The organism is Dyella sp. EPa41 (assembly GCF_016586165.1).
GTDB lineage: Bacteria > Pseudomonadota > Gammaproteobacteria > Xanthomonadales > Rhodanobacteraceae > Dyella.
In genome coordinates, this window is record NZ_BCPR01000064.1 from 1 (window position 1) to 18,128 (window position 18,128).

At 65.9% G+C, this 18,128-nt stretch carries 17 protein-coding genes and 1 pseudogene; 9 read left to right on the top strand and 9 right to left on the bottom strand.

The annotated features are described in order from the left end of the window. The 3 genes and pseudogenes from JMF82_RS17065 to JMF82_RS17075 form a co-directional block, all read right to left on the bottom strand. Nucleotides 1–229, bottom strand: a pseudogene (locus JMF82_RS17065) (hypothetical protein); the annotation flags it as partial. Between the two features lie 65 nt (nucleotides 230–294). After that, entirely contained in the window at nucleotides 295–876 is a 582-nt protein-coding gene (locus JMF82_RS17070) for a hypothetical protein (protein ID WP_201315752.1), read from the bottom strand. 79 nt (nucleotides 877–955) lie between these two features. Next, nucleotides 956–1,648, bottom strand: coding sequence for a response regulator transcription factor (locus JMF82_RS17075; RefSeq protein ID WP_201315753.1), 693 nt, complete (start codon nucleotides 1,646–1,648; stop codon nucleotides 956–958). 479 nt (nucleotides 1,649–2,127) lie between these two features. On the opposite strand from JMF82_RS17075, the gene JMF82_RS17080 reads away from it, so the two are divergent. From JMF82_RS17080 to JMF82_RS17090, 3 genes are all read left to right on the top strand, one after another. Further along, on the top strand, nucleotides 2,128–3,660 hold the full coding sequence (locus JMF82_RS17080; protein WP_236585537.1) for an ATP-binding protein: 1,533 nt from the start codon (nucleotides 2,128–2,130) through the stop codon (nucleotides 3,658–3,660). Beyond that, nucleotides 3,609–4,259: a response regulator transcription factor gene (locus JMF82_RS17085; protein WP_236585538.1), complete on the top strand. Its 651-nt coding sequence runs from the start codon at nucleotides 3,609–3,611 to the stop codon at nucleotides 4,257–4,259. The genes JMF82_RS17080 and JMF82_RS17085 overlap by 52 nt, the downstream gene beginning before the upstream one ends. A 146-nt stretch (nucleotides 4,260–4,405) precedes the next feature. Continuing rightward, nucleotides 4,406–4,822 (top strand): response regulator transcription factor, encoded by a 417-nt coding sequence (locus JMF82_RS17090; RefSeq protein WP_201315755.1) that lies wholly within the window; start codon nucleotides 4,406–4,408, stop codon nucleotides 4,820–4,822. On the opposite strand, the gene ligD is transcribed toward JMF82_RS17090, so the two are convergent. After that, complete coding sequence (ligD, locus tag JMF82_RS17095) at nucleotides 4,819–5,721, bottom strand: non-homologous end-joining DNA ligase (RefSeq protein ID WP_201315756.1); 903 nt, start codon at nucleotides 5,719–5,721, stop codon at nucleotides 4,819–4,821. The genes JMF82_RS17090 and ligD overlap by 4 nt on opposite strands. 315 nt (nucleotides 5,722–6,036) lie before the next feature. Here ligD and JMF82_RS17100 point away from each other — a divergent pair, with 315 nt between their 5' ends. Together JMF82_RS17100 and JMF82_RS17105 are read left to right on the top strand one after the other, a co-directional pair. After that, nucleotides 6,037–6,273: a hypothetical protein gene (locus JMF82_RS17100; protein ID WP_201315757.1), complete on the top strand. Its 237-nt coding sequence runs from the start codon at nucleotides 6,037–6,039 to the stop codon at nucleotides 6,271–6,273. Between the two features lie 98 nt (nucleotides 6,274–6,371). Continuing rightward, the gene (locus JMF82_RS17105) at nucleotides 6,372–8,048 is read left to right on the top strand and encodes an amidohydrolase (RefSeq protein WP_201315758.1); all 1,677 of its coding nucleotides are present in this window, start codon (nucleotides 6,372–6,374) and stop codon (nucleotides 8,046–8,048) included. 895 nt (nucleotides 8,049–8,943) lie between these two features. Here JMF82_RS17105 and JMF82_RS17110 read toward each other — a convergent pair. Next, the gene (locus JMF82_RS17110) at nucleotides 8,944–9,528 is read right to left on the bottom strand and encodes an FMN-dependent NADH-azoreductase (protein WP_201315759.1); all 585 of its coding nucleotides are present in this window, start codon (nucleotides 9,526–9,528) and stop codon (nucleotides 8,944–8,946) included. Nucleotides 9,529–9,642: 114 nt separating this feature from the next. On the opposite strand from JMF82_RS17110, the gene JMF82_RS17115 reads away from it, so the two are divergent. Genes JMF82_RS17115 through JMF82_RS17125 form a run of 3 tightly spaced genes read left to right on the top strand, consistent with a single transcriptional unit; the run spans nucleotide 9,643 to nucleotide 12,590 of the window. Further along, nucleotides 9,643–10,596 (top strand): LysR substrate-binding domain-containing protein, encoded by a 954-nt coding sequence (locus tag JMF82_RS17115; RefSeq protein ID WP_201315760.1) that lies wholly within the window; start codon nucleotides 9,643–9,645, stop codon nucleotides 10,594–10,596. 60 nt (nucleotides 10,597–10,656) lie between these two features. Then, on the top strand, nucleotides 10,657–11,802 hold the full coding sequence (locus JMF82_RS17120; protein WP_201315761.1) for a pyridoxal phosphate-dependent aminotransferase: 1,146 nt from the start codon (nucleotides 10,657–10,659) through the stop codon (nucleotides 11,800–11,802). Continuing rightward, a complete protein-coding gene (locus JMF82_RS17125; protein ID WP_201315762.1) occupies nucleotides 11,790–12,590 on the top strand; it encodes an amidohydrolase in 801 nt (266 codons plus the stop codon). Before JMF82_RS17120 ends, JMF82_RS17125 begins: the two co-directional genes overlap by 13 nt. A gap of 187 nt (nucleotides 12,591–12,777) precedes the next feature. Here JMF82_RS17125 and arsC read toward each other — a convergent pair whose 3' ends face one another. Genes arsC through JMF82_RS17145 form a run of 4 tightly spaced genes read right to left on the bottom strand, consistent with a single transcriptional unit; the run spans nucleotide 12,778 to nucleotide 16,448 of the window. Beyond that, nucleotides 12,778–13,125 (bottom strand): arsenate reductase (glutaredoxin), encoded by a 348-nt coding sequence (gene arsC / locus JMF82_RS17130; protein WP_201315763.1) that lies wholly within the window; start codon nucleotides 13,123–13,125, stop codon nucleotides 12,778–12,780. Continuing rightward, nucleotides 13,125–14,615 (bottom strand): pseudouridine synthase, encoded by a 1,491-nt coding sequence (locus JMF82_RS17135; RefSeq protein ID WP_201315764.1) that lies wholly within the window; start codon nucleotides 14,613–14,615, stop codon nucleotides 13,125–13,127. Before JMF82_RS17135 ends, arsC begins: the two co-directional genes overlap by 1 nt. Next, nucleotides 14,612–15,490, bottom strand: a complete 879-nt coding sequence (gene scpB / locus JMF82_RS17140; RefSeq protein WP_201315765.1) for an SMC-Scp complex subunit ScpB — start codon at nucleotides 15,488–15,490, stop codon at nucleotides 14,612–14,614. Before scpB ends, JMF82_RS17135 begins: the two co-directional genes overlap by 4 nt. A gap of 49 nt (nucleotides 15,491–15,539) precedes the next feature. Next, nucleotides 15,540–16,448 (bottom strand): ScpA family protein, encoded by a 909-nt coding sequence (locus JMF82_RS17145; protein ID WP_201315766.1) that lies wholly within the window; start codon nucleotides 16,446–16,448, stop codon nucleotides 15,540–15,542. A gap of 471 nt (nucleotides 16,449–16,919) precedes the next feature. On the opposite strand from JMF82_RS17145, the gene JMF82_RS17150 reads away from it, so the two are divergent. Beyond that, a complete protein-coding gene (locus tag JMF82_RS17150) occupies nucleotides 16,920–18,095 on the top strand; it encodes a DNA polymerase IV (protein ID WP_201315767.1) in 1,176 nt (391 codons plus the stop codon). Nucleotides 18,096–18,128: the final 33 nt, after the last annotated feature.

Below are 18,128 nucleotides of genomic sequence, written 5' to 3' on the forward strand. Positions count from 1 at the left end.
CGCGTTGTCCGCCGCCAACGGCAGGACCGGTCTGCTGCGCCGGGACCGGCTGCGTGGGTGCGTTGGTTTGTGCCCACGACATGCAGGCGCTCTTGTCTGCCTGCTGTTGCGCTGCGTCCTGTCCTTGGGCGGGATACGCCACCGGCGTCGGTGGAGGCTGCTGGGCAAGGGCAGCCGTGGCGACGGCGCAGCAACCCAGGGTGATGAAACGAACGGCGAGGTTGTTCATGTTGGCGCTCCGTGGGAAAGGTAGAACGCGACGGTGGCGGAAGGGCCTGCCGTCATCACTTCGGCTCAGCGAATCACGCCATCGCTCTTGAGCTTGGGAATGAGCGTGGAGGCGAGTTGGCGCGCGGCCTGCGGGATGTTGGTGGAGCTGACGTTCTCGGTCGTCGTGGACCAGATGACTTTCTCGGTCTTCAGATCCCACACGCTGGTTTCCAGAGTGACCACATCGTATTGCGTGAGTTCGGGCGACATCGACCAGGCGTTGCCATACCAGGCATAGAAGCGGCCGTAGGCGGGGCCCGAGGTCATTGCATTGGTCTTCTGTTCCACGCGCTGCACGCGCGTGGCCAGCAGGGCCTGCGCGCCGCTTTTCTTCACGAGCTCGATGAGCTGGTCCTGCGAGCCGCCGCCCACCGGAATCACCGCATAGCTTTCCTCGGCCGTCACGCCGGCGGCATGCAGCTGTTCGGCCACGGTGTCTTCGAACAGGCGCCGGTTGGTGTCACTCTTGGCGATGCCCAGCACGAGGATGTTGGAGACCGGCGGACCGGCCCAGCTCGGATCCTTCCACTGGTTGGTGACGGTGACGGCCGAACACGCCGCCAGCGCGGACGCTGCAAGCAACAAGACGGAGCGCAATGGCTTCATGACCTGGATCCTCCTCTCGGGGTGCGGACATCTCGGGTGACCGATGAAGCGATCGGCGTCGGCTGCTCGTTGCGCCGGATCATGGGCATGGCTCTTCTCCCGCAGGTGCATCGGCGTCGTAGGGTGTCAGCGGAATCAGGCCGAGGCGCTCGGCCTCGCGGATGAGCGCGACGCCGCTGTGCACGCCGAGCAGGTCGAGCAAGGCCTGGCGGTGGCTTTCCACCGTGCGCACCGAAATGCCGAGCGCGGCGGCGATCTCGCTGGTCCGCAAGCCCCTGGCCATGCAGCGGATGACATCGTGCTGTCGCCGGGTGAGGCGATGCGCCGCTTCGGGTGCCTGCAGCAAGGAGGCCATCAGCTCCGGACTGACATATTGGTTGCCCGCCGCGACGGCCTCCATGGCGCTGTAGAGCTCTTCGCTGGTCGACTGCTTGAGGATGTAGCCATTGGCGCCGGCCTGCATGGCCTGGCGCACGATCAATGGTTCGCCATGCGTGGAAAGCACGATGACGGGTATCTCGCAACCTTGTTTGCGCAACCGCCTCAGCACATGCAAGGCGCTGAAAGGCGAGAGGGCAATGTCGGTGATGACCAGGTCGGCTTCGTCGTTGAGTGCCGCCAGCAAGAGCGCCTCGCCATCGTGCACGATCCGCACGGAGTCGGTGCGCTTGGCCAGCAACCCCGCGAGCCCTTCGGCGACGCAGCGGTGCTCGTCCGCAAGCAGCACGCGCAGGCGTCGAATCTTGCCTTGCTTGCCATTCCGGCTGGCCATGCTCAGTGCCGCCGTTGTGCGGTACGCCGCACGCATCGGAGGTTGGCGCAGGCCATGGTCAGCGATGGCGGGAAGTCATGCCGCATCTGCCGGTTCCTCGATGTTGGGCCCCCAAGGCTTTGCATCAGCTTGGGCCGTCCGAAGCGCCGAGGTAAGCGAACTTTCACTCAAACCCGCTCAGTAAAAATACTGGACGGGCCTTGCGGAAATACCGATGCCCGCGGCCGTGCCGACGGCGCATCTTGGCCCTTGGTGGCTCCGCCCCGCGCATCCTTTGCCGCCGGTCCGTAGATCTACGCAAGTCATCACGGGGACGTGACGCCATCCGTGGGGAAATTGCGGGCGCGACGGGCGGCAGCGCCGGATAGGCTGCGCCCGCTTTGGATGGCCTCCCGCGACATGGTCGCGGGATCCGTGGGGGACGCATGGGCGAAAGGGCTTGGACTGACGGTCTGCCTCATCTGGCGCGTGGCGCCGGCATGTTCGTCGCCGCAATGGCCTTGCAGTGGCTGTCGATAGCCATGTGGAGCCGCCAGAGCGATACGCAGGTGATCTGGTTGCCCGGCCCTTTGCTGCTTTCCGCGTTGCTTTGCGAACCTGCGCGCTACTGGCCCGCCTACGACCTTGGCTGGCTGCTTGGCATGGTGTCGTTCGCCGTTGCGCTGGGGCTGCCCCTGCAAGGCACGGCGCTGATCTACCCGGTCTCGCTGGCGCTGATCAATGCGGCCGGCTACATCATCAGCCGGTTCCGTGCCGACCAGTCCATCGACGACTTCACCCGGTTGCTGGGATTCCTGGTCGTGGCCGTGGTGTTGCTTCCGATAGCCGCGTCGATGTTCATCGCCTGGCTGGCGTTCAGGACGACCTTGGCGCCGTGGCTGTCGGTGACGTGGTGGCATATCGGGCTGGCCGATGCGCTTGGCTATGCCTTGCTGCCGCCCGCGATCGTGAGCCTGGCCAACCCTGCATCGGCGTTGCGCCGCGATGCCTTGCCGAGCTGGAACATGCTGTTGATCACCACCGTCGCGCTGGTATTCCTCTGGCTGGGATGGCGTGAACTCGGCGAGATCGGCGCGTTGCGCCCCCTGCTGTTGCTTGCGCCGGTGCCGCTGGCCATCTACGTCGCGCTGCGCTCGCAGATTCCAGGGACCAGCGTGGTGAACCTTGTCATTGGCGTCATCGCCATCCAGCTCAGCCTCTCGCAGGACGGCCCCTTCGTACAGGGCGGCGCGAGCCATACCAATCTCAGCGTGCAGCTGTGGATGCTGGGCATGACCATCGCATCGTTGTTTCTCGCCGCGATGGTGGAGCAGCGCAGGGCGACGCAACGCGCGCTGTCGGCGAGCAGCAGCGAAGTGCGCGAGCTGGCCGGTCGATTGATCGTGGCGCAGGAGCAGGAGCGGGCACGCATCGCGCGCGACCTGCACGACGACATCAACCAGCGCCTTGCGGTGGCCTCCATCCGTCTTAGCGCATTGCGCCGGAAAGTAGACGAGAGCAACCGCAACGACGTGAGCCAGCTGCAGAGCGAGCTGATCGCCCTGTCGGAGGACGTGCGCCATCTTTCACACGACCTTCATCCCAGCATGCTTAGTCAGACAGGGTTGACTGCGGCGCTGGCGACGCTTTGCCAGGCGCAGCGGCAGCGCAGCGGCCCGCGCATCGAGCTGAAGGTGTCGCCACACGCCAAGGATCTTCCCGAAGACGTGGCGCTGTGCCTGTATCGCGTGACCCAGGAAGGCCTGGGCAATGCCGTGAGACATGCCGAGGCGCACCGGATAGAAGTGGCGCTGCAGATCGGTGACGAACGAGTGAATCTCACCATCAAAGACGACGGCAAGGGATTCGCCACGGAAGCAGAGGGGCATCGGGGACTGGGTTTGATGAGTATCGACGAGCGCACCAAGCTGCTTGGTGGCAGTTGTGGATTGCAATCGACTCTGGGGAAAGGAACCGAACTATGCATATGCATTCCGTTAGAACCGTGCAGACCGTTGCACGGCCAGGCCTGATCATCGCTGACGACCATCGCATGGTCGCCGAGGGCGTTCAGCACATCCTCGAGGAAGACTTCGAACTGCTGGAAATCGTTTCGGACGGCGAGGCACTCATCGATGCCGTGCGCCGCCTGCAGCCGGATCTGGTGGTGGCCGACATCAACATGCCCCGCTGCAACGGCATGGATGCGCTCAAGCGCCTGCGCCAGGTAGGCATGGGCACGCGCCTCATCTTCCTCACCATGCACATGGAGCCGGCCCTGGCCGTGGCCGCGCTGCGTGCGGGAGCCAGCGGCTACATCCTCAAGAGCTCGGCCGGCGAGGACCTGCGCAATGCGACGCAGCAGGTGATGCTGGGCGGCACCTACGTGACGCCGGCGCTGGGCGCGCGCTACATCAGCGGGCAGTTGACCGACACGCACAATCTCACCACCAAGCAGCTGCAGGTGTTGAAACTGGTGGGGGAGGGCCTGCGTTCCAAGCAGATCGCCTTGCAGCTGGGCCTGTCGGTGCGCACGGTGGAGGCACACAAGTACACCATGATGCAGGTGCTTGGCGTGCATTCCACGCTGGAACTGGTGCGCCGCGCCGAGGATCTCGGCCTGATGTTCTAGCCAGCCGGAAAAAAGTTCACGTTTTCCCGGGAATCCTGCGTCTTCAAGGTAATTTTACGTAGCAGGAACTCGGTTCTCTTTCGGTGGCGGAAGTTCCCACGATGGATAATGCTGCGTCGGTAGCGTTATCCGTCCTGGGGACGAGCATGACTCGACCGACGGTCGTCCTGGCCGAAGACCATCCCCCTGTCGCCGAACAGATCCGCGACGTGCTCGGCGCGGAGTTCGACGTGCTCGCGGTGGTCGGGCACGGCGAGGCCCTGGTCAAGGCGGTCCGCCGCCTGCGCCCCGACGCCGTGGTGACCGACATCAGCATGCCCGGCATGGACGGCATGCAGGCGGCCCGGGAGTTGCTCACCGAGTTGCCTGGCCTGCCGGTGGTGTTCATCACCGTGCATGACGACCCGACCCTGGCGCGCGCCGCGCTCACGATCGGCAAGGGCTATGTGCTCAAGGCCACGGCCGGCGAGGAACTGGGCGAGGCGGTGAAATGCGTGCTGGACAACCGGTACTTCGTTTCGGCGGCCCTGGGTCGCATCGAAGCGCTGGTCAAATCGCGCTAGCGGGCCGGCTCGGCGTAGGTTTGCAGCGCCCGCTCCAGGTCCTGGCGCAGAGTGGCGAAGCCGTCCCAGGGATCGCTGCGCAGCCTCGCAAGCCGACGCGGCACGGTGTGTATGTCGAAATCGCCCGGCCCCTTGCACTTGCCCAGATCCGGCCAGCGCAGCGGCGTCGCCACCGTCGCGCCGGCGCGTGCGCGCAGCGAGTACGAGGCCACGCTGGTCGCCCCTCGGCTATTGCGCAGATAGTCGATGAAGATCCTGCCGCCACGTTCGTCGATGGCGGCTTTCGCGATGAAGCGATCGGGTTGCTCATCGGCGAGCTTGCGGGCGAAGGCCTGCACGAAGCGCTTGGCGTCATCCCAGGTGCAAGGAGCATGAAGCGGCACCACGACATGCAAACCCTTGCCGCCGGTGGTGCGCACGAAGCTCTGCAGGTCGACATCGCCAAGACGCCGCTTGACCTGCCGCGCCGCCTCGACCACGTCGCGCCACGCCACGCCTTTGCCGGGATCGAGATCGAACACCAGATGGTCCGGCTGGTCGAGCGAGGATGCGCGTGCTCCCCATGGATGGAATTCGATCGTGCCGAACTGCACCAGGCCGATGATCGAGGAGGCGTCGCGCGGGCAAAGATAATCGGCCCATTTGCCGCTTTCCTCGCGTAGCCGGATATGGCCCACATGGCTCAACCCTCGCATCGGGTGCTTCTGGAAGAAGCCTTGTTCGCCGATGCCCTCGGGAAAGCGCAGCACCGAGGTGGGCCGATCGGCCACGCCGGGAAGGAACCACGCCATGACGGCGCGGTAGTAATCGGCGACGTCCTGCTTGGTGATGCCAAGCTCGGGGTAGAGGACGCGTTCGGGATGCGTGACAACGATGTCGTCAGTGTCTTGTCTGCTCATCGGACACAACCTCCATCAACGAACTGCGCGCCGCCCCTGCTGCGATGGGCCAGTGCCTGCGAGTCATGACCCTGCCGGAGCACGGGACAAGCCGGCGTGTATCAGGTGTGAAACAGTTGCCTTGGCCGCGAAACAGGCCCACTGTACCCGTCCTACGAATGTAGTCGTATTCCTACGCAATACTCAGTGAGGAGCCGATAGGTTCCTCCGCAGATCGAGTGCACTCTTGATCGGTCCGGAACGGACAAGTTGGTGAGCTTCGCGCTCACGCGATCGAAGTGACGGGGCTCTCCCTCTTCCTACTGGGTTTGGAACATGGTCACCTATTCGCTCAAGCAGTCTGCCGAAGGCCAATGGAACGTGTGCCGTTCGGGTGCTTCCTTGTTCACCCACTTGCAGCTGCCCGCTGCCATCCGGCTGGCGCGCGAAGTCGCGCGGGACGAGCACCTGCGTTCGGGGCGTTCCGTATGCGTGGAAATGCCCGGTACCGAGTCGACCATACGGCTCGCGCAATTCGCCTCATCCGGCCCTTTTCTGGTAAGGGCGGCCTGAGCGGCAACGAGGCGGACGGGCAGCGCATGCTGCGGGGCCGCTTGTCTGGATGACGCTGGCTGGGCAAAGTCGCGGGGTCACATGGCCAGGACCTACTCATGCGTCTGTCGCTCCGCTGCTCGTCCATCGCCTTGCTCGCGCTGGCTGCCCTGCCGTTGCAGGCCACCACGCTGCTGGTCAACGCCCACATCCACACCATGGACCCCTCGCGCCCTGAAGCCACGGCGCTGGCATGGAAAGAAGATGGTCGCCTGCTCGATGTAGGTGATACGGCCGACCTGCAGAAGCGCTATCCGGATGCCACCAAGGTGGACGCCCAGGGCGCCACGGTCATTCCCGGTCTGATCGACGCGCACGGCCATATGCTCGGCCTGGGCATGACCCATATCCAGGTCGACCTGGTGGGCGCATCGTCCAAGCAGGAGATTCTCGATCGCCTCAAGGCGGGCGTTGCCAAGCTGCCCAAGGACGCGTGGCTTGTCGGCCGCGGCTGGGACCAGAACCGCTGGGCGGGCAAGCAGTTCCCGACCGCGAAGGATCTCGACGCGGCCTTTCCCGATCGGCCAGTCTATCTCGAGCGCATCGATGGCCACGCCGTGTGGGTCAACAGCGCGGCGATGAAGCATGCCACCAAGGCGCTCGACGGCGATTGGCAACCGCAGGGCGGCCGCATCGTGCGCGAAGGCAAGAAAGCCACCGGTGTCCTGGTGGACGGCGCGGTGGGTCTCGTCGCCGAGGCCATCCCGCCGCTGAGCCATGAGCAGACGCGGGATGCCTACAAGGCGGCGTTTGCCGATGCCGTCGCGGTCGGCCTGACGGGCGTGCACGATCCGGGAGTGAACCTGGATGACTTCAAGGTCCTGCAGGAACTGGCTGCTGCCGGAGAGATCCCGCTGCGCCTGTATGAAATGGCTAACGGCAACCACGCGGCACTGGACTGGCTATGCACGCAGGGTGGCCGTTGGACCGATGCCAGCGGCCGCCTGCAGATGCGCACGGTAAAGCTCTACATGGACGGCGCCCTGGGCAGTCGTGGCGCGGCCTTGCTGGCGGATTACGCCGATGATCACGGCAATCGCGGCATCCTGGTCACTTCTCCCGATGCCTACCGCAGCGCCGTGGAAAAGGCCTATCAGTGCCACGTGCAGGTCGCCACGCATGCCATCGGCGATCGCGGCAACCGCATGGTGCTCGACACCTATCAGTCGGTGCTGGGTGATCACGCGGACAGCGACCATCGCTGGCGCGTGGAACACGCGCAGATCCTGGCGCTCGACGACATTCCGCGTTTCGCCAAGCTGCGGCTGATCGCATCGATGCAACCCACCCATGCGACCTCCGACATGCCGTGGGCCGAGCAGCGCCTTGGCGCCGAGCGCCTCAAGGGCGCCTACGCGTGGCAGCGCTTCATCCACGAGAAGGTGCCGCTCGCCTTCGGCTCGGACTTTCCGGTGGAACACGTCAACCCGATGCTCGGCCTCTATGCCGCGGTCACCCGCCAGGACCTCGACGGCCAGCCGCCGGGCGGCTGGCTGCCCGATCAGCGCGTCAGCCGCATCCAGGCCTTGGCCGGCTTCACCCGCGGCGCCGCCTATGCGGCCTTCATGGAAAACGAAGTCGGCACGCTCAAGGCCGGCATGCGGGCCGATTTCGTCATCCTCGACGGCGACCTGATGACCGTCCCGCCGCGGCAGATCGCCGACCTCAAGCCGCTGAGCACGTGGGTGGACGGGAAGGCGGTATACCGCGCCGAAAAGACGAACGCCGCGCACTAGCGCGGCATTCGGATGCGGCCTGATTGGCATAGGGCCCCTGCCACTGCAGGAGCGCACCTTGTGCGCGACAGCCTTTCGCGATGGGCTGCATGTTTGGCGTCATTGCGAGAGCGGGTACGCCTCCGGTAGCTCCGCTACCGCCAGGTTACCGCTTACGACCGTAGGAAGTCCCCACGGGACGCAGCGGGCGTTTCGACCTCCCGCCGGCCTTTTGTAGGAGCGCACCCTGTGCGCGACAGCCTTTCGCGCCGGTCTGCATGTTTGGCGCCATTGCGAGAGCGGGTACGCCCCCGGTAGCTCCGCTACCGCCAGGTTGCCGCTTACGACCGTAGGAAGTCCCCACGGGACGCAGCGGGCGTTTCGACCTCCCGCCGGCCTTTTGTAGGAGCGCACCCTGTGCGCGACAGCCTTTCGCGCCGGTCTGCATGGTTATTGTTCTTTTGAGATCGGGCTATTGGACGACGCGAAGCTAGTCCCGTGGGACGACGCGAAGCTAGTCCCCGTGGGACGCTCGAGTCACCTTTCTTTTGCTGGCCGCGCACGCGCTGTTTGCTTGCGAACGGCGAAGCCGGCCCGTACGCGGGGAGGCGCCATGGATGGCGCTGCTTTGGGAAGCGAGGAAGAGCGGAGGGCGGAACGCCCGGAGTCAAAGACCCCACGGGGACTAGCTTTGCGTCGAAAGCAACCCAAGGAAAATGGCCTTCAGAGGCAAGGCTCATAGCCATACGTGGGATAGAACCATCGGCGGACTGGGGCCCGCCGGACAGGCTCGTTACTGCTTCGAACGGAGCGGCTACACCGCAACGCGCCGATGCCTGAAGGACTTAAGGCACCGCCTCAAGCGGCTTGCGCACCGGTTGGCTCCCCCTCCCACGTGGGAGAGGGAGCCTCGGCATTACGCCGCCTTGCGGGCCACCACGCCGATCGAGGCGTGGGCGGTCTTCAGCGACTCCACCTTGTTGTCCTCGCTCAGGTTGACGCCTTCGGCGCGGACGAACTCAAGGTCCGTGACGCCGAGGAAACCGAACACGGCGCGCAGGTAGGTTTCCTGGAAGTCCATCGGGGCAGCGGCACTGCCTTCGCTGTACACGCCACCACGGGAGGAGGCGATGATGATGCGCTTGCCGCCGGCGAGGCCTTCCGGGCCGTTCGCGGTGTAGCGGAACGTCTTGCCGGCCACCGCGACGCGGTCGATCCACGCCTTCAGCTGGCTGGGGATCGAGAAGTTGTACATCGGCGCGCCGATCACCACGACGTCAGCGGCAAGGAACTCCTCCAGCATCTGGCTGCCCAACACGGCGGCCGGATCGCTGGCGTCAGCCACCGGGGTCCAGTGCGGAAGCGGGTTGGCGACCAGATCGTGGTAGGTGACTTCGGTCGCGGGGGCGTTACGGGTGAACTCGGCTACGATGGCAGCGGTCAGGCCGCGGGAGACGGAGTGGCTACCCAGGGCGCTGGCGTCGAGATGCAGCAGTTTCATGGCAATTCCTCAGTATCGGGCCGGACCATCCGGCGACGGGATAAAGATACTCAGGAGACAATCCATCGATAAGACGGGTAAAATCGAACGTATTGTTCCATCAAGGAAACAACGATGACGGTCTTGGACGGCGCCCTGCAGGATCTGAACGACCTGTACTTTTTCGCGGCAGTAGTGGAGCACGGTGGCTTTTCGTCCGCGGGGCGGGCGCTGGGCATACCCAAGTCGCGCCTGAGCAAGCGCATTGCGCAACTCGAGGAGCGCCTGGGCGTGCGCCTGCTGCAGCGGACGACCCGCCGCTTCGTGGTCACCGAAGTCGGAGAGCGGTTCTACAGCCATTGCCGCGCCGTGCTGGAAGAGGCCCGGGCCGCGCAGGAGGCGGTGGAGGAAGTGCGCTCCGAGCCGCGTGGCGTGGTGCGGGTCAGCTGCCCGGTGTCGCTGGTGCAGACCGTCGTGGGGCATATCCTGCCCGACTTCCTCGCCCAGCATCCGAAGATGCAGGTACGCCTGCACGCCACGGACCGTCGCGTCGACCTCATCGGCGAAGGCTTCGATGTCGCCATTCGCGTTCGCAGCAAGCTCGATACCGACGCGACCCTGGTCATGCGTACCTTCGGGCAATCGCGCGTGCTGCTGGTGGCCAGCCCCGAACTGCTCAAGCGCCATGGGCGCCCCACCGAGCCAGCCGAGCTTTCGCAGCTGCCGGCGCTCAGCAACCACGAACACGAAGGCGCGCAAAGCTGGGAGCTGCTGGATGCGCAGGGCGAGCGCGTGGTCGTGGACATCCAGCCGCGCCTCATCTGTGGCGATTTCGCCGCGCTGCTGCAAAGTTGCAAGCGCGGCATCGGCGTGGCCTTGTTGCCCGAATTCGTCTGCGGCCCGGGCATCGAGCGCGGCGAACTCGAAGTGCTGTTGCCCGAATGGAGCGTGCCACAGGGAACCATGCACTTCGTCTATCCCAGCCGGCGCGGTCTTTTGCCGGGCGTGCGGGCGTTCGTGGATTTCCTCGCGGAAAAGTTGCCCGATACCGTGCGCGAAAAGCACGCCCAATGCAGCAAATACGTCTGACCCCTGTACGACACAGGGCGCGTGTTAGCATCCTCGTTTAGCCTTCCAGACATCCGGACCATGCACATCGACACCAAGCTGCCGAAAGTCGGCACTACCATCTTCAGCGTCATGAGCCAGCTGGCGATCGAGCACAAGGCCGTGAACCTGGGGCAGGGCTTTCCCGATTTCGAGCCGCCCGAGGCATTGCGCGAGGCGGTGACGCGCGCCATGGCCGAGGGGCGCAACCAATACGCGCCGGGTATCGGCCTGCAGCCACTGCGCGAGCAGATCGCGTTGAAGACGGAGCGCATGTATGGGCACAAGCTGAGCGCCGACACCGAGGTGACGGTAACCTCGGGCGCCACCGAAGCGCTGTTCGCCGCCATTGCCGCCGTGGTGCGTGCGGGTGACGAAGTGATCGTGTTCGATCCGGCCTACGACAGCTACGAACCGGCGATCGAACTGCAGGGCGCGCGTGCCGTGCACATCCCGCTGCAGGCACCGACCTTCTCGGTCGACTGGCAGCGCGTGCGCGATGCGGTCACGCCGAAGACGCGCATGATCCTGATCAACAGCCCGCACAACCCGACGGGCGCGGTGCTGTCTTCGGCGGACCTCGACGAACTCGCCGCCATCGTGCGCGACACCGAGATCGTGGTGCTGTCCGACGAGGTCTACGAACACATCGTGTACGACGGCGCCCAGCACCAGAGCGTGCTGCGCCACGCGGAGCTCGCCGCGCGCAGCTTCGTGGTGTCCTCGTTCGGCAAGACCTACCACTGCACCGGCTGGAAGGTCGGCTACGCCGTGGCACCCAAGGCGCTGTCGGCCGAGTTCCGCAAGGTGCACCAGTACCTCACGTTCTGCACCTTCCATCCGGCGCAGGTCGCCTTCGCCGGGTTCATGGCGAGCACGCCCGAGCATTACCTGGAACTGCCGGCGTTCTACCAGGCCAAGCGCGATCGCTTCCGCGAGCTGATCAAGCCGTCGCGCTTCAAGCTGCTCGATGTGCCGGGCGGTTATTTCCAGCTGGTGGACTACTCCGCCATCAGCAACCAGGATGACGTGGCGTTCTGCGAGTGGATGGTGAAAGAGGGTGGCGTGGCCGCGATTCCCCTGACGCCGTTCTACGAAACCGCGCCGGGCACGCACCTGCTGCGCCTGTGCTTCGCCAAGAGCGACGCCACCATGGACGCCGCCGCGGAGCGCCTATGCAAGCTCTGAGAGTTTCCCTGGTGCAGGGCGCCACGCGCTGGCACGACGCACCCGCCAACCGCGAGTACTACGGTGAGCTGGTGCGTCGCGTGGCCGGCCAGACCGATCTCGCCGTGTTGCCGGAAACGTTCCTTTCCGGCTTCAGCAACGACACGCGAGCCAGCGCCGAAACCATGGATGGGGAGGGCGTGGCCTGGATGCGTGCGCTCGCGCAGGAAGTGGATGCCGTGCTGTGCGGCAGCCTGGCCATCCGCGAGGGCGATACCGTATTCAACCGCCTGATCTGGGCGCGCCCGGACGGCAGCTTTGCGCAGTACGACAAGCGCCATCTGTTCCGCATGGCCGGCGAACACATGCGCTACGGTGGAGGCAACGAACGGCTGATCGTCGAGCTCAAGGGCTGGCGCATTCTTCCGCAGGTCTGCTACGACCTGCGTTTCCCGGTGTGGCTGCGCAATGGCCGTCGCGAAGAAGCGACCGGTGGCATGGATTACGACCTCGCGGTGTTTGTCGCCAACTGGCCGGCGCCGCGCCGCCAGCCGTGGCGCACGCTGTTGCGCGCACGCGCCATCGAGAACCTGAGCTACGTCATCGGCCTCAACCGCGTCGGCGTGGACGGCAACGACCTGCCTTATGCGGGCGACAGCGCCGTGCTTGATCCGGTCGGCGAGCCACTGGTCGAACTGGGCCCGCAGGAGCAGGTGGTGACGGTAACCGTCGACCCGGCGCCACTGCTCTCGCATCGCGAGCGCTTCCCGGCATGGATGGATGCGGACAGTTTCAAGCTCGACACTTGAACCTCCTCTCCCCGTCGGGGAGAGGATTGAGGTAAGCGGGCAATCTTGCGGCGCCGCCGTAAAAGAGCCGGCTCCAACAGATTCTTTCGCGAGCACCTACTCCTCACCCCAGCCCTCCTCGCTCCTCAAAGCCGCAGCCATCCATGGCCGCTCCCCGCGTGCCCCGGAGGGGCGAGGGCGGGAAAACTCACAGGATGGAAAGCACCGCTTCCGGCGGACGTCCAATCGCCGCCTTGCCGTTGGCAACGACGATGGGACGTTCGATCAGGCGCGGGTGACTCGCCATCGCCGCGACCAGCGTGGTGTCGTCGAGCGTGGGGTTGTCCAACCCCAGTTCGGCGTATTCGGGTTCGTTCTTTCGCATCAGCTCGCGCGGCGTCATGCCGAGCATGTCCAGCAACTGCACCAGCTCGGTGGTACTCGGCGGCGTCTCCAGGTAATTGACCACCTGGCAGACTTCGCCGCGCGACTCGAGCAGCTCGAGCGTCGCGCGCGACTTCGAGCAGCGGCTGTTGTGGTAGATGCGTACCGTCATCAACGGTTGCCGTGACGGTTGCCACCGCGGCCGCCACCGCCGTGGGGACGCCCACCGCCGGTACCGCCGCCGTGGCCCTGCGGGCGATTGCCGCCACGGCCCTGCGGACGACCGCCCTGGCCTGGACCACCGGAACGACCGCCGGGCTTGCCGCCTCGGCTACCACCCGGGCCGCCACTGCGATTGCCGCTGGCACCGCCGCCGAAACCACCATAGGGGCTGCCGCCGCGGCTTTCGCCGGAACGACCGCCACCACCGAACGGCCGGCCACCTTCGGCCGAACGCGCACCAAACGACTTGCCGCCGCCGGGGCCGCGACGACCGCCGCCGCCGGCTGCGCCGCCACGGGCACCACCGCCTTCGCGGCTTTCACCGGCGAACCAGGTGCGCACCGACGGCAGTTCCTGGCCCGGCGCCACGCCGCGCTTGTTCTTGCGCTGCATGCCATTGGACGGACGATCCGGACGGTCGACATTGCCGTTGACCTCGCGGCCGGGCTTGCGGCGCTGCTGCTTGCCGCGCGCCGGTTCCTCGCGGATGCGGTCATAGGCGCGCAGCTCGCGGGCTTCGTCCTGGTAGCCGGAGCTGTAGCCGCCGGTCGCGCCACGCTCGGGGCGGTACTCGGTGACGTTGCGCGGCGCGCGGCGCTGATGCAGCACCGGGCTCAGCGTGAGCACCGGCTGCGGCGCGCCGAGGCCGGTGGTCTTGCGCAGGTCCTTCACGGCTTCCTCGCCCAGCGCTTCGCAGTCGCCGCGGCGCAGGTTGCGCGGCAGCTCCACGCTGCCGTAGCGGATGCGCTTCAGGCGGCTGACCAGGAAGCCCTGCGAATCCCACAGGCGGCGCACTTCGCGGTTGCGTCCCTCGCGGATCACCACGCGGAACCAGCTGTGGCTGCCGCCGCGGCTGATCACGCCGATTTCGTCGAAGCGGGCGGGGCCGTCTTCCAGTTCCACGCCGGCCTTGAGCTTCTCGATGATCTCGTCGGGCACTTCGCCGTGCACGCGGCACAGGTACTCGCGTTCGAGCCCGCTCTTGGGGTGCATCAGCGCATTGGCCAGTTCGCCGTCGGTGGTGAGCAGCAGCAGGCCGGTGGTGTTGATGTCGAGACGGCCCACGGCGACCCAGCGCGCACCCTTCAGGCGCGGCAGCTGTTCGAACACGGTGGGGCGGCCTTCGGGATCTTCGCGCGTGGTCACCACGCCTTCGGGCTTGTGGTAGACCAGCACTTCGGTTTCGTCGCGGTTGTCGGTGGCGACGACGAACTGCTTGCCGTCGAGCACGACGCGATCACCGGCATGCACGCTGGCGCCGATGGTGGCCGGCGTGCCGTTGAGTTCGACTTCACCGGCCTGGATGCGCTGCTCCAGCATGCGGCGTGAACCGAGCCCGGCATTGGCCAGCACCTTGTGCAGGCGCTCTTCGAGGGCGGGCGTGGTTTCGTCGCGCGGGGTGCGCTTGAGGGTCAAAACGGATTTCTGGGGCGCAGTCATGCGCGGTACTCCTCGGTGTCTTGCGTGGCGTCGCCTTCGTCGGCGTCCGCGTGGGTCGCTGCCTCGTCGGCAGTGTCAGTCGGGGCCTCGGCGTGCGGGGCAGCGCCGGGTTCGGAAGAGGCGACTTCCATCGCCTCGGGTTGTTCGTCGGCCGGCGCGTCGGAGACGGCGGCGCCGGTGGGTTCGTCGTCGGCGGGCGCGGGTGCCTCGTCGGTGGTGTCTTCCACGATGGTGTCGGTTTCTTCGCCCGCCACCACCAGGGTTTCGTTCTCTTCGTCCGGATCGATCGGCAGGTCCCGCGCCACGCGAACCGGAAGCGGCTCGGGCGCGATGCTCATCTGCGGATCTTCCATGTCGCGGATTTCCGACAGGGGCGGAAGTTCATCCAGCGACTTCAGGTTGAAGTAGTCGAGGAAGGCGCGGGTGGTGCCGAACAGCGCCGGCTTGCCGGGCACGTCGCGATAGCCCACCACGCGGATCCACTCGCGCTCTTCCATCGTCTTGATGATATTGGATGAGACCACGACGCCGCGGATTTGTTCGATTTCCGGGCGCGTGATCGGCTGGCGGTACGCGATGAGTGCGAGCGTTTCGAGCAGGGCGCGCGAGTAGCGGCTGGGTTTTTCCGTCCACATCCGCGAAATCCACGGGTGCACGTTCTGTTTCACCTGGTAGCGGAAGCCCGAGGCGACTTCGCGCAGCTCCACCCCGCGGTGGGCGCAGTCTTCGGCGAGTTGCTCCAGTGCCCTGGACACTTCCTCGCGGCCGACTTCGTCCTCTTCGCCGAACAGTTCCAGCAATTGAGGGACCGTCATCGGCTGGTTGGACGCCAGCAATGCCGCCTCGATGATGGGTTTGAGTTGTTCGATCTGCATGGCCTCAGTTCAGGTGAGGATGAATGAATGGGCTTGGGCGGCCAACCGCCTACTCGGCCGCCGCGGCCTGCTCGTCATCGGCGAACAGCTCGCCCGGCTCCTCGGCGTGCGCCGTCTTCGAGCGCACGTAGATCGCCGCCAGCGGTTCTTCCTGCACGATCTCCACCAGCATTTCCTTCGCCAGTTCGAGCATGGCCAGGAAAGTGACCACCACGCCCAGGCGTCCCTCGCTCACGTCGAACAGCGTTTCGAAGCGATGGAAGCTGGTGTCGCCCAGGCGACTGAGCAGCTCGCCCATGCGCTGGCGCACGCTGAGCGCCTCGCGCTTGATGGCGTGATGCCCGAACAGCTCGGCGCGGTGCAGCACGTCCTTGAGCGCCAGCAACAACTCCTTCAGTTCCAGCGGCGGCGGCAGCTTGACCACGGTCCGTTCGCCCGTGTCCGCATGGACCGGCGCGAAGTCGCGTTCCATGCGGGGCAGGGTGTCGATGTCTTCCGCGGCCTTCTTGAAGCGTTCGTACTCCTGCAGGCGACGGACCAGCTCGGCACGGGGGTCTTCCTCCATGCCTTCCTCGGCCGGCGGCCGCGGCAACAGCAGCCGCGACTTGATTTCGCCGAGGATAGCGGCCATCAGCAGGTATTCCGCCGCCAGCTCCAGCCGCATCACATCGCGCATCATCTCGATGTAATCCATGTACTGCCGGGTGATCTCGGCGACAGGGATGTCCAGGATGTCCAGGTTCTGCCGGCGGATCAGGTACAGCAGCAGGTCGAGCGGGCCTTCGAACGCCTCGAGGATGACCTCGAGCGCATCCGGCGGGATGTACAGGTCCTGCGGCATCTGCAACATCGGTTCGCCGCGCACGATGGCCAGCGGCATTTCCTGCTGTTGCGGTACCGACGCAAACGCGTCCTGCGGTGCTGTGACCGTCTGAGGCTCGACTGGCTCAGTGCTCATCAATACCTGTCGTTGGGCCGCCCACGACGGCCTGCGTTGCATTCAACACGTTAGGAAAGGTTCTGTTCCGCCGCATTCGCCTGGCGAATGCCCCCGCCCGAATCGCGGCCCTTGGCTGGCGACTCGTTGAAGCCTTGTTGCGCGATGCCTAGCCAGTGCGTCTCGCGTCACCGTCGCGGGCATGCATGATGAAATCGCGCGTCTGGCGTTTCGATCAGGCTGGCCGTGAGCGACCCTTGAGCGTCTCCGGATGGCCAGGGGCCACGGCAAAGACGCAAGCCATGACGTGACGAAACCTGCGTCACTGGCTTCTCAATCGGTCGGCTGAGTGCATCGGGATGGGGTGCCGTAGCGGTCGATCCTGGCCGATCGTGCGCGCACCCTTATGACCCACGCGTGACCAAGATTAGCGGCTGCAAGCCGGCAAGTCCAGTACACCGGAAGGCCTGACTGACGGCAGAATAGCAATGCATGCCGCCCGACGAACGCTCGATCATCCATGTCGACATGGACGCCTTCTACGCGTCCGTGGAACAGCTCGACCATCCGGAACTGCGCGGCGTGCCCGTCATCGTCGGTGGCCTGGGGCCGCGCGGCGTGGTGTCCACCTGCAGCTACGAGGCCCGTCCGTTCGGGGTACGTTCGGCCATGCCGACGGCGCAGGCGCGGCGATTGTGCCCTGATGGCGTCTACCTCTGGCCGCGCATGGCGCGCTACGAGGACGTGTCGGCCCAGGTGTTCGAGGTGTTCCATGAAGTGACGCCCATGGTCGAAGGCTTGTCGCTGGATGAGGCCTTCCTGGATGTCACCGCCAGCCTGCGCCTGCTCGGCTCCATCGAGACCATCGGCCGGCGCATCAAGGAGGCGATCCGCGAACGCACGAGCCTGGTGGCGTCGGTGGGCATGGGGCCCAACAAGCTGCTGGCCAAGCTGGCCGGCGAGCTCTCCAAGCCGGATGGTTTCCGCCGGATGACGGCAGCGCATGCGGCGCAGGAACTCGCGCCGCTGCCGGTGGGGAGGCTCTGGACGGTGGGCAAGGTCACCGAGCAGGCATTGCACCGGATCGGCGTGCGGACCATCGGCGAATTGGCAGCATGTGACACGGCGCGTCTGACCCATGCGCTGGGGCGTCAGGCTGGCGTCATCCAGGCGCTGGCGCGCGGCGAGGATGACCGCGAGGTGGTGTCGGACCAGGCCGAACAATCCGTCGGTGCCGAGCACACCTTCGATACCGACCTGGCTGAGCTCGCCATGGCCGAATCCTGGCTGCTGCGGCATTGCGAGCGCATTGCGGCGCGCGCACGCCAACGTGGACTGACCGGACGGACGGTCACGGTGAAACTGCGCGAGCCCCCGTTTGTCACCTATACACGCCAGGCCCGCCTGCAGGCGCCGAGCGCCTCGGCCAGCGAGATCTATGAAGTGGCACGAGGCTTGCTTCAGGGCTGGTGGAAGAGTCAGCGAAAGCCGCGGCTGCGCCTCCTGGGCGTCAGCCTGTCGGGTTTCGAGGGACGCCGGCAGCAGGACTTGTTCGAGGCGGGGTCCTCGACGCCGGCATCCGACGACGTGCAGGACAGGATCAATTCGCGGTTTGGTTCGGGGAGCCTCGTGCGTGCCGGTGTATTGCGCACACGCGAGCGGGATTGACGTATCACGGGAGTGCGCCATCATCGTTCGGAT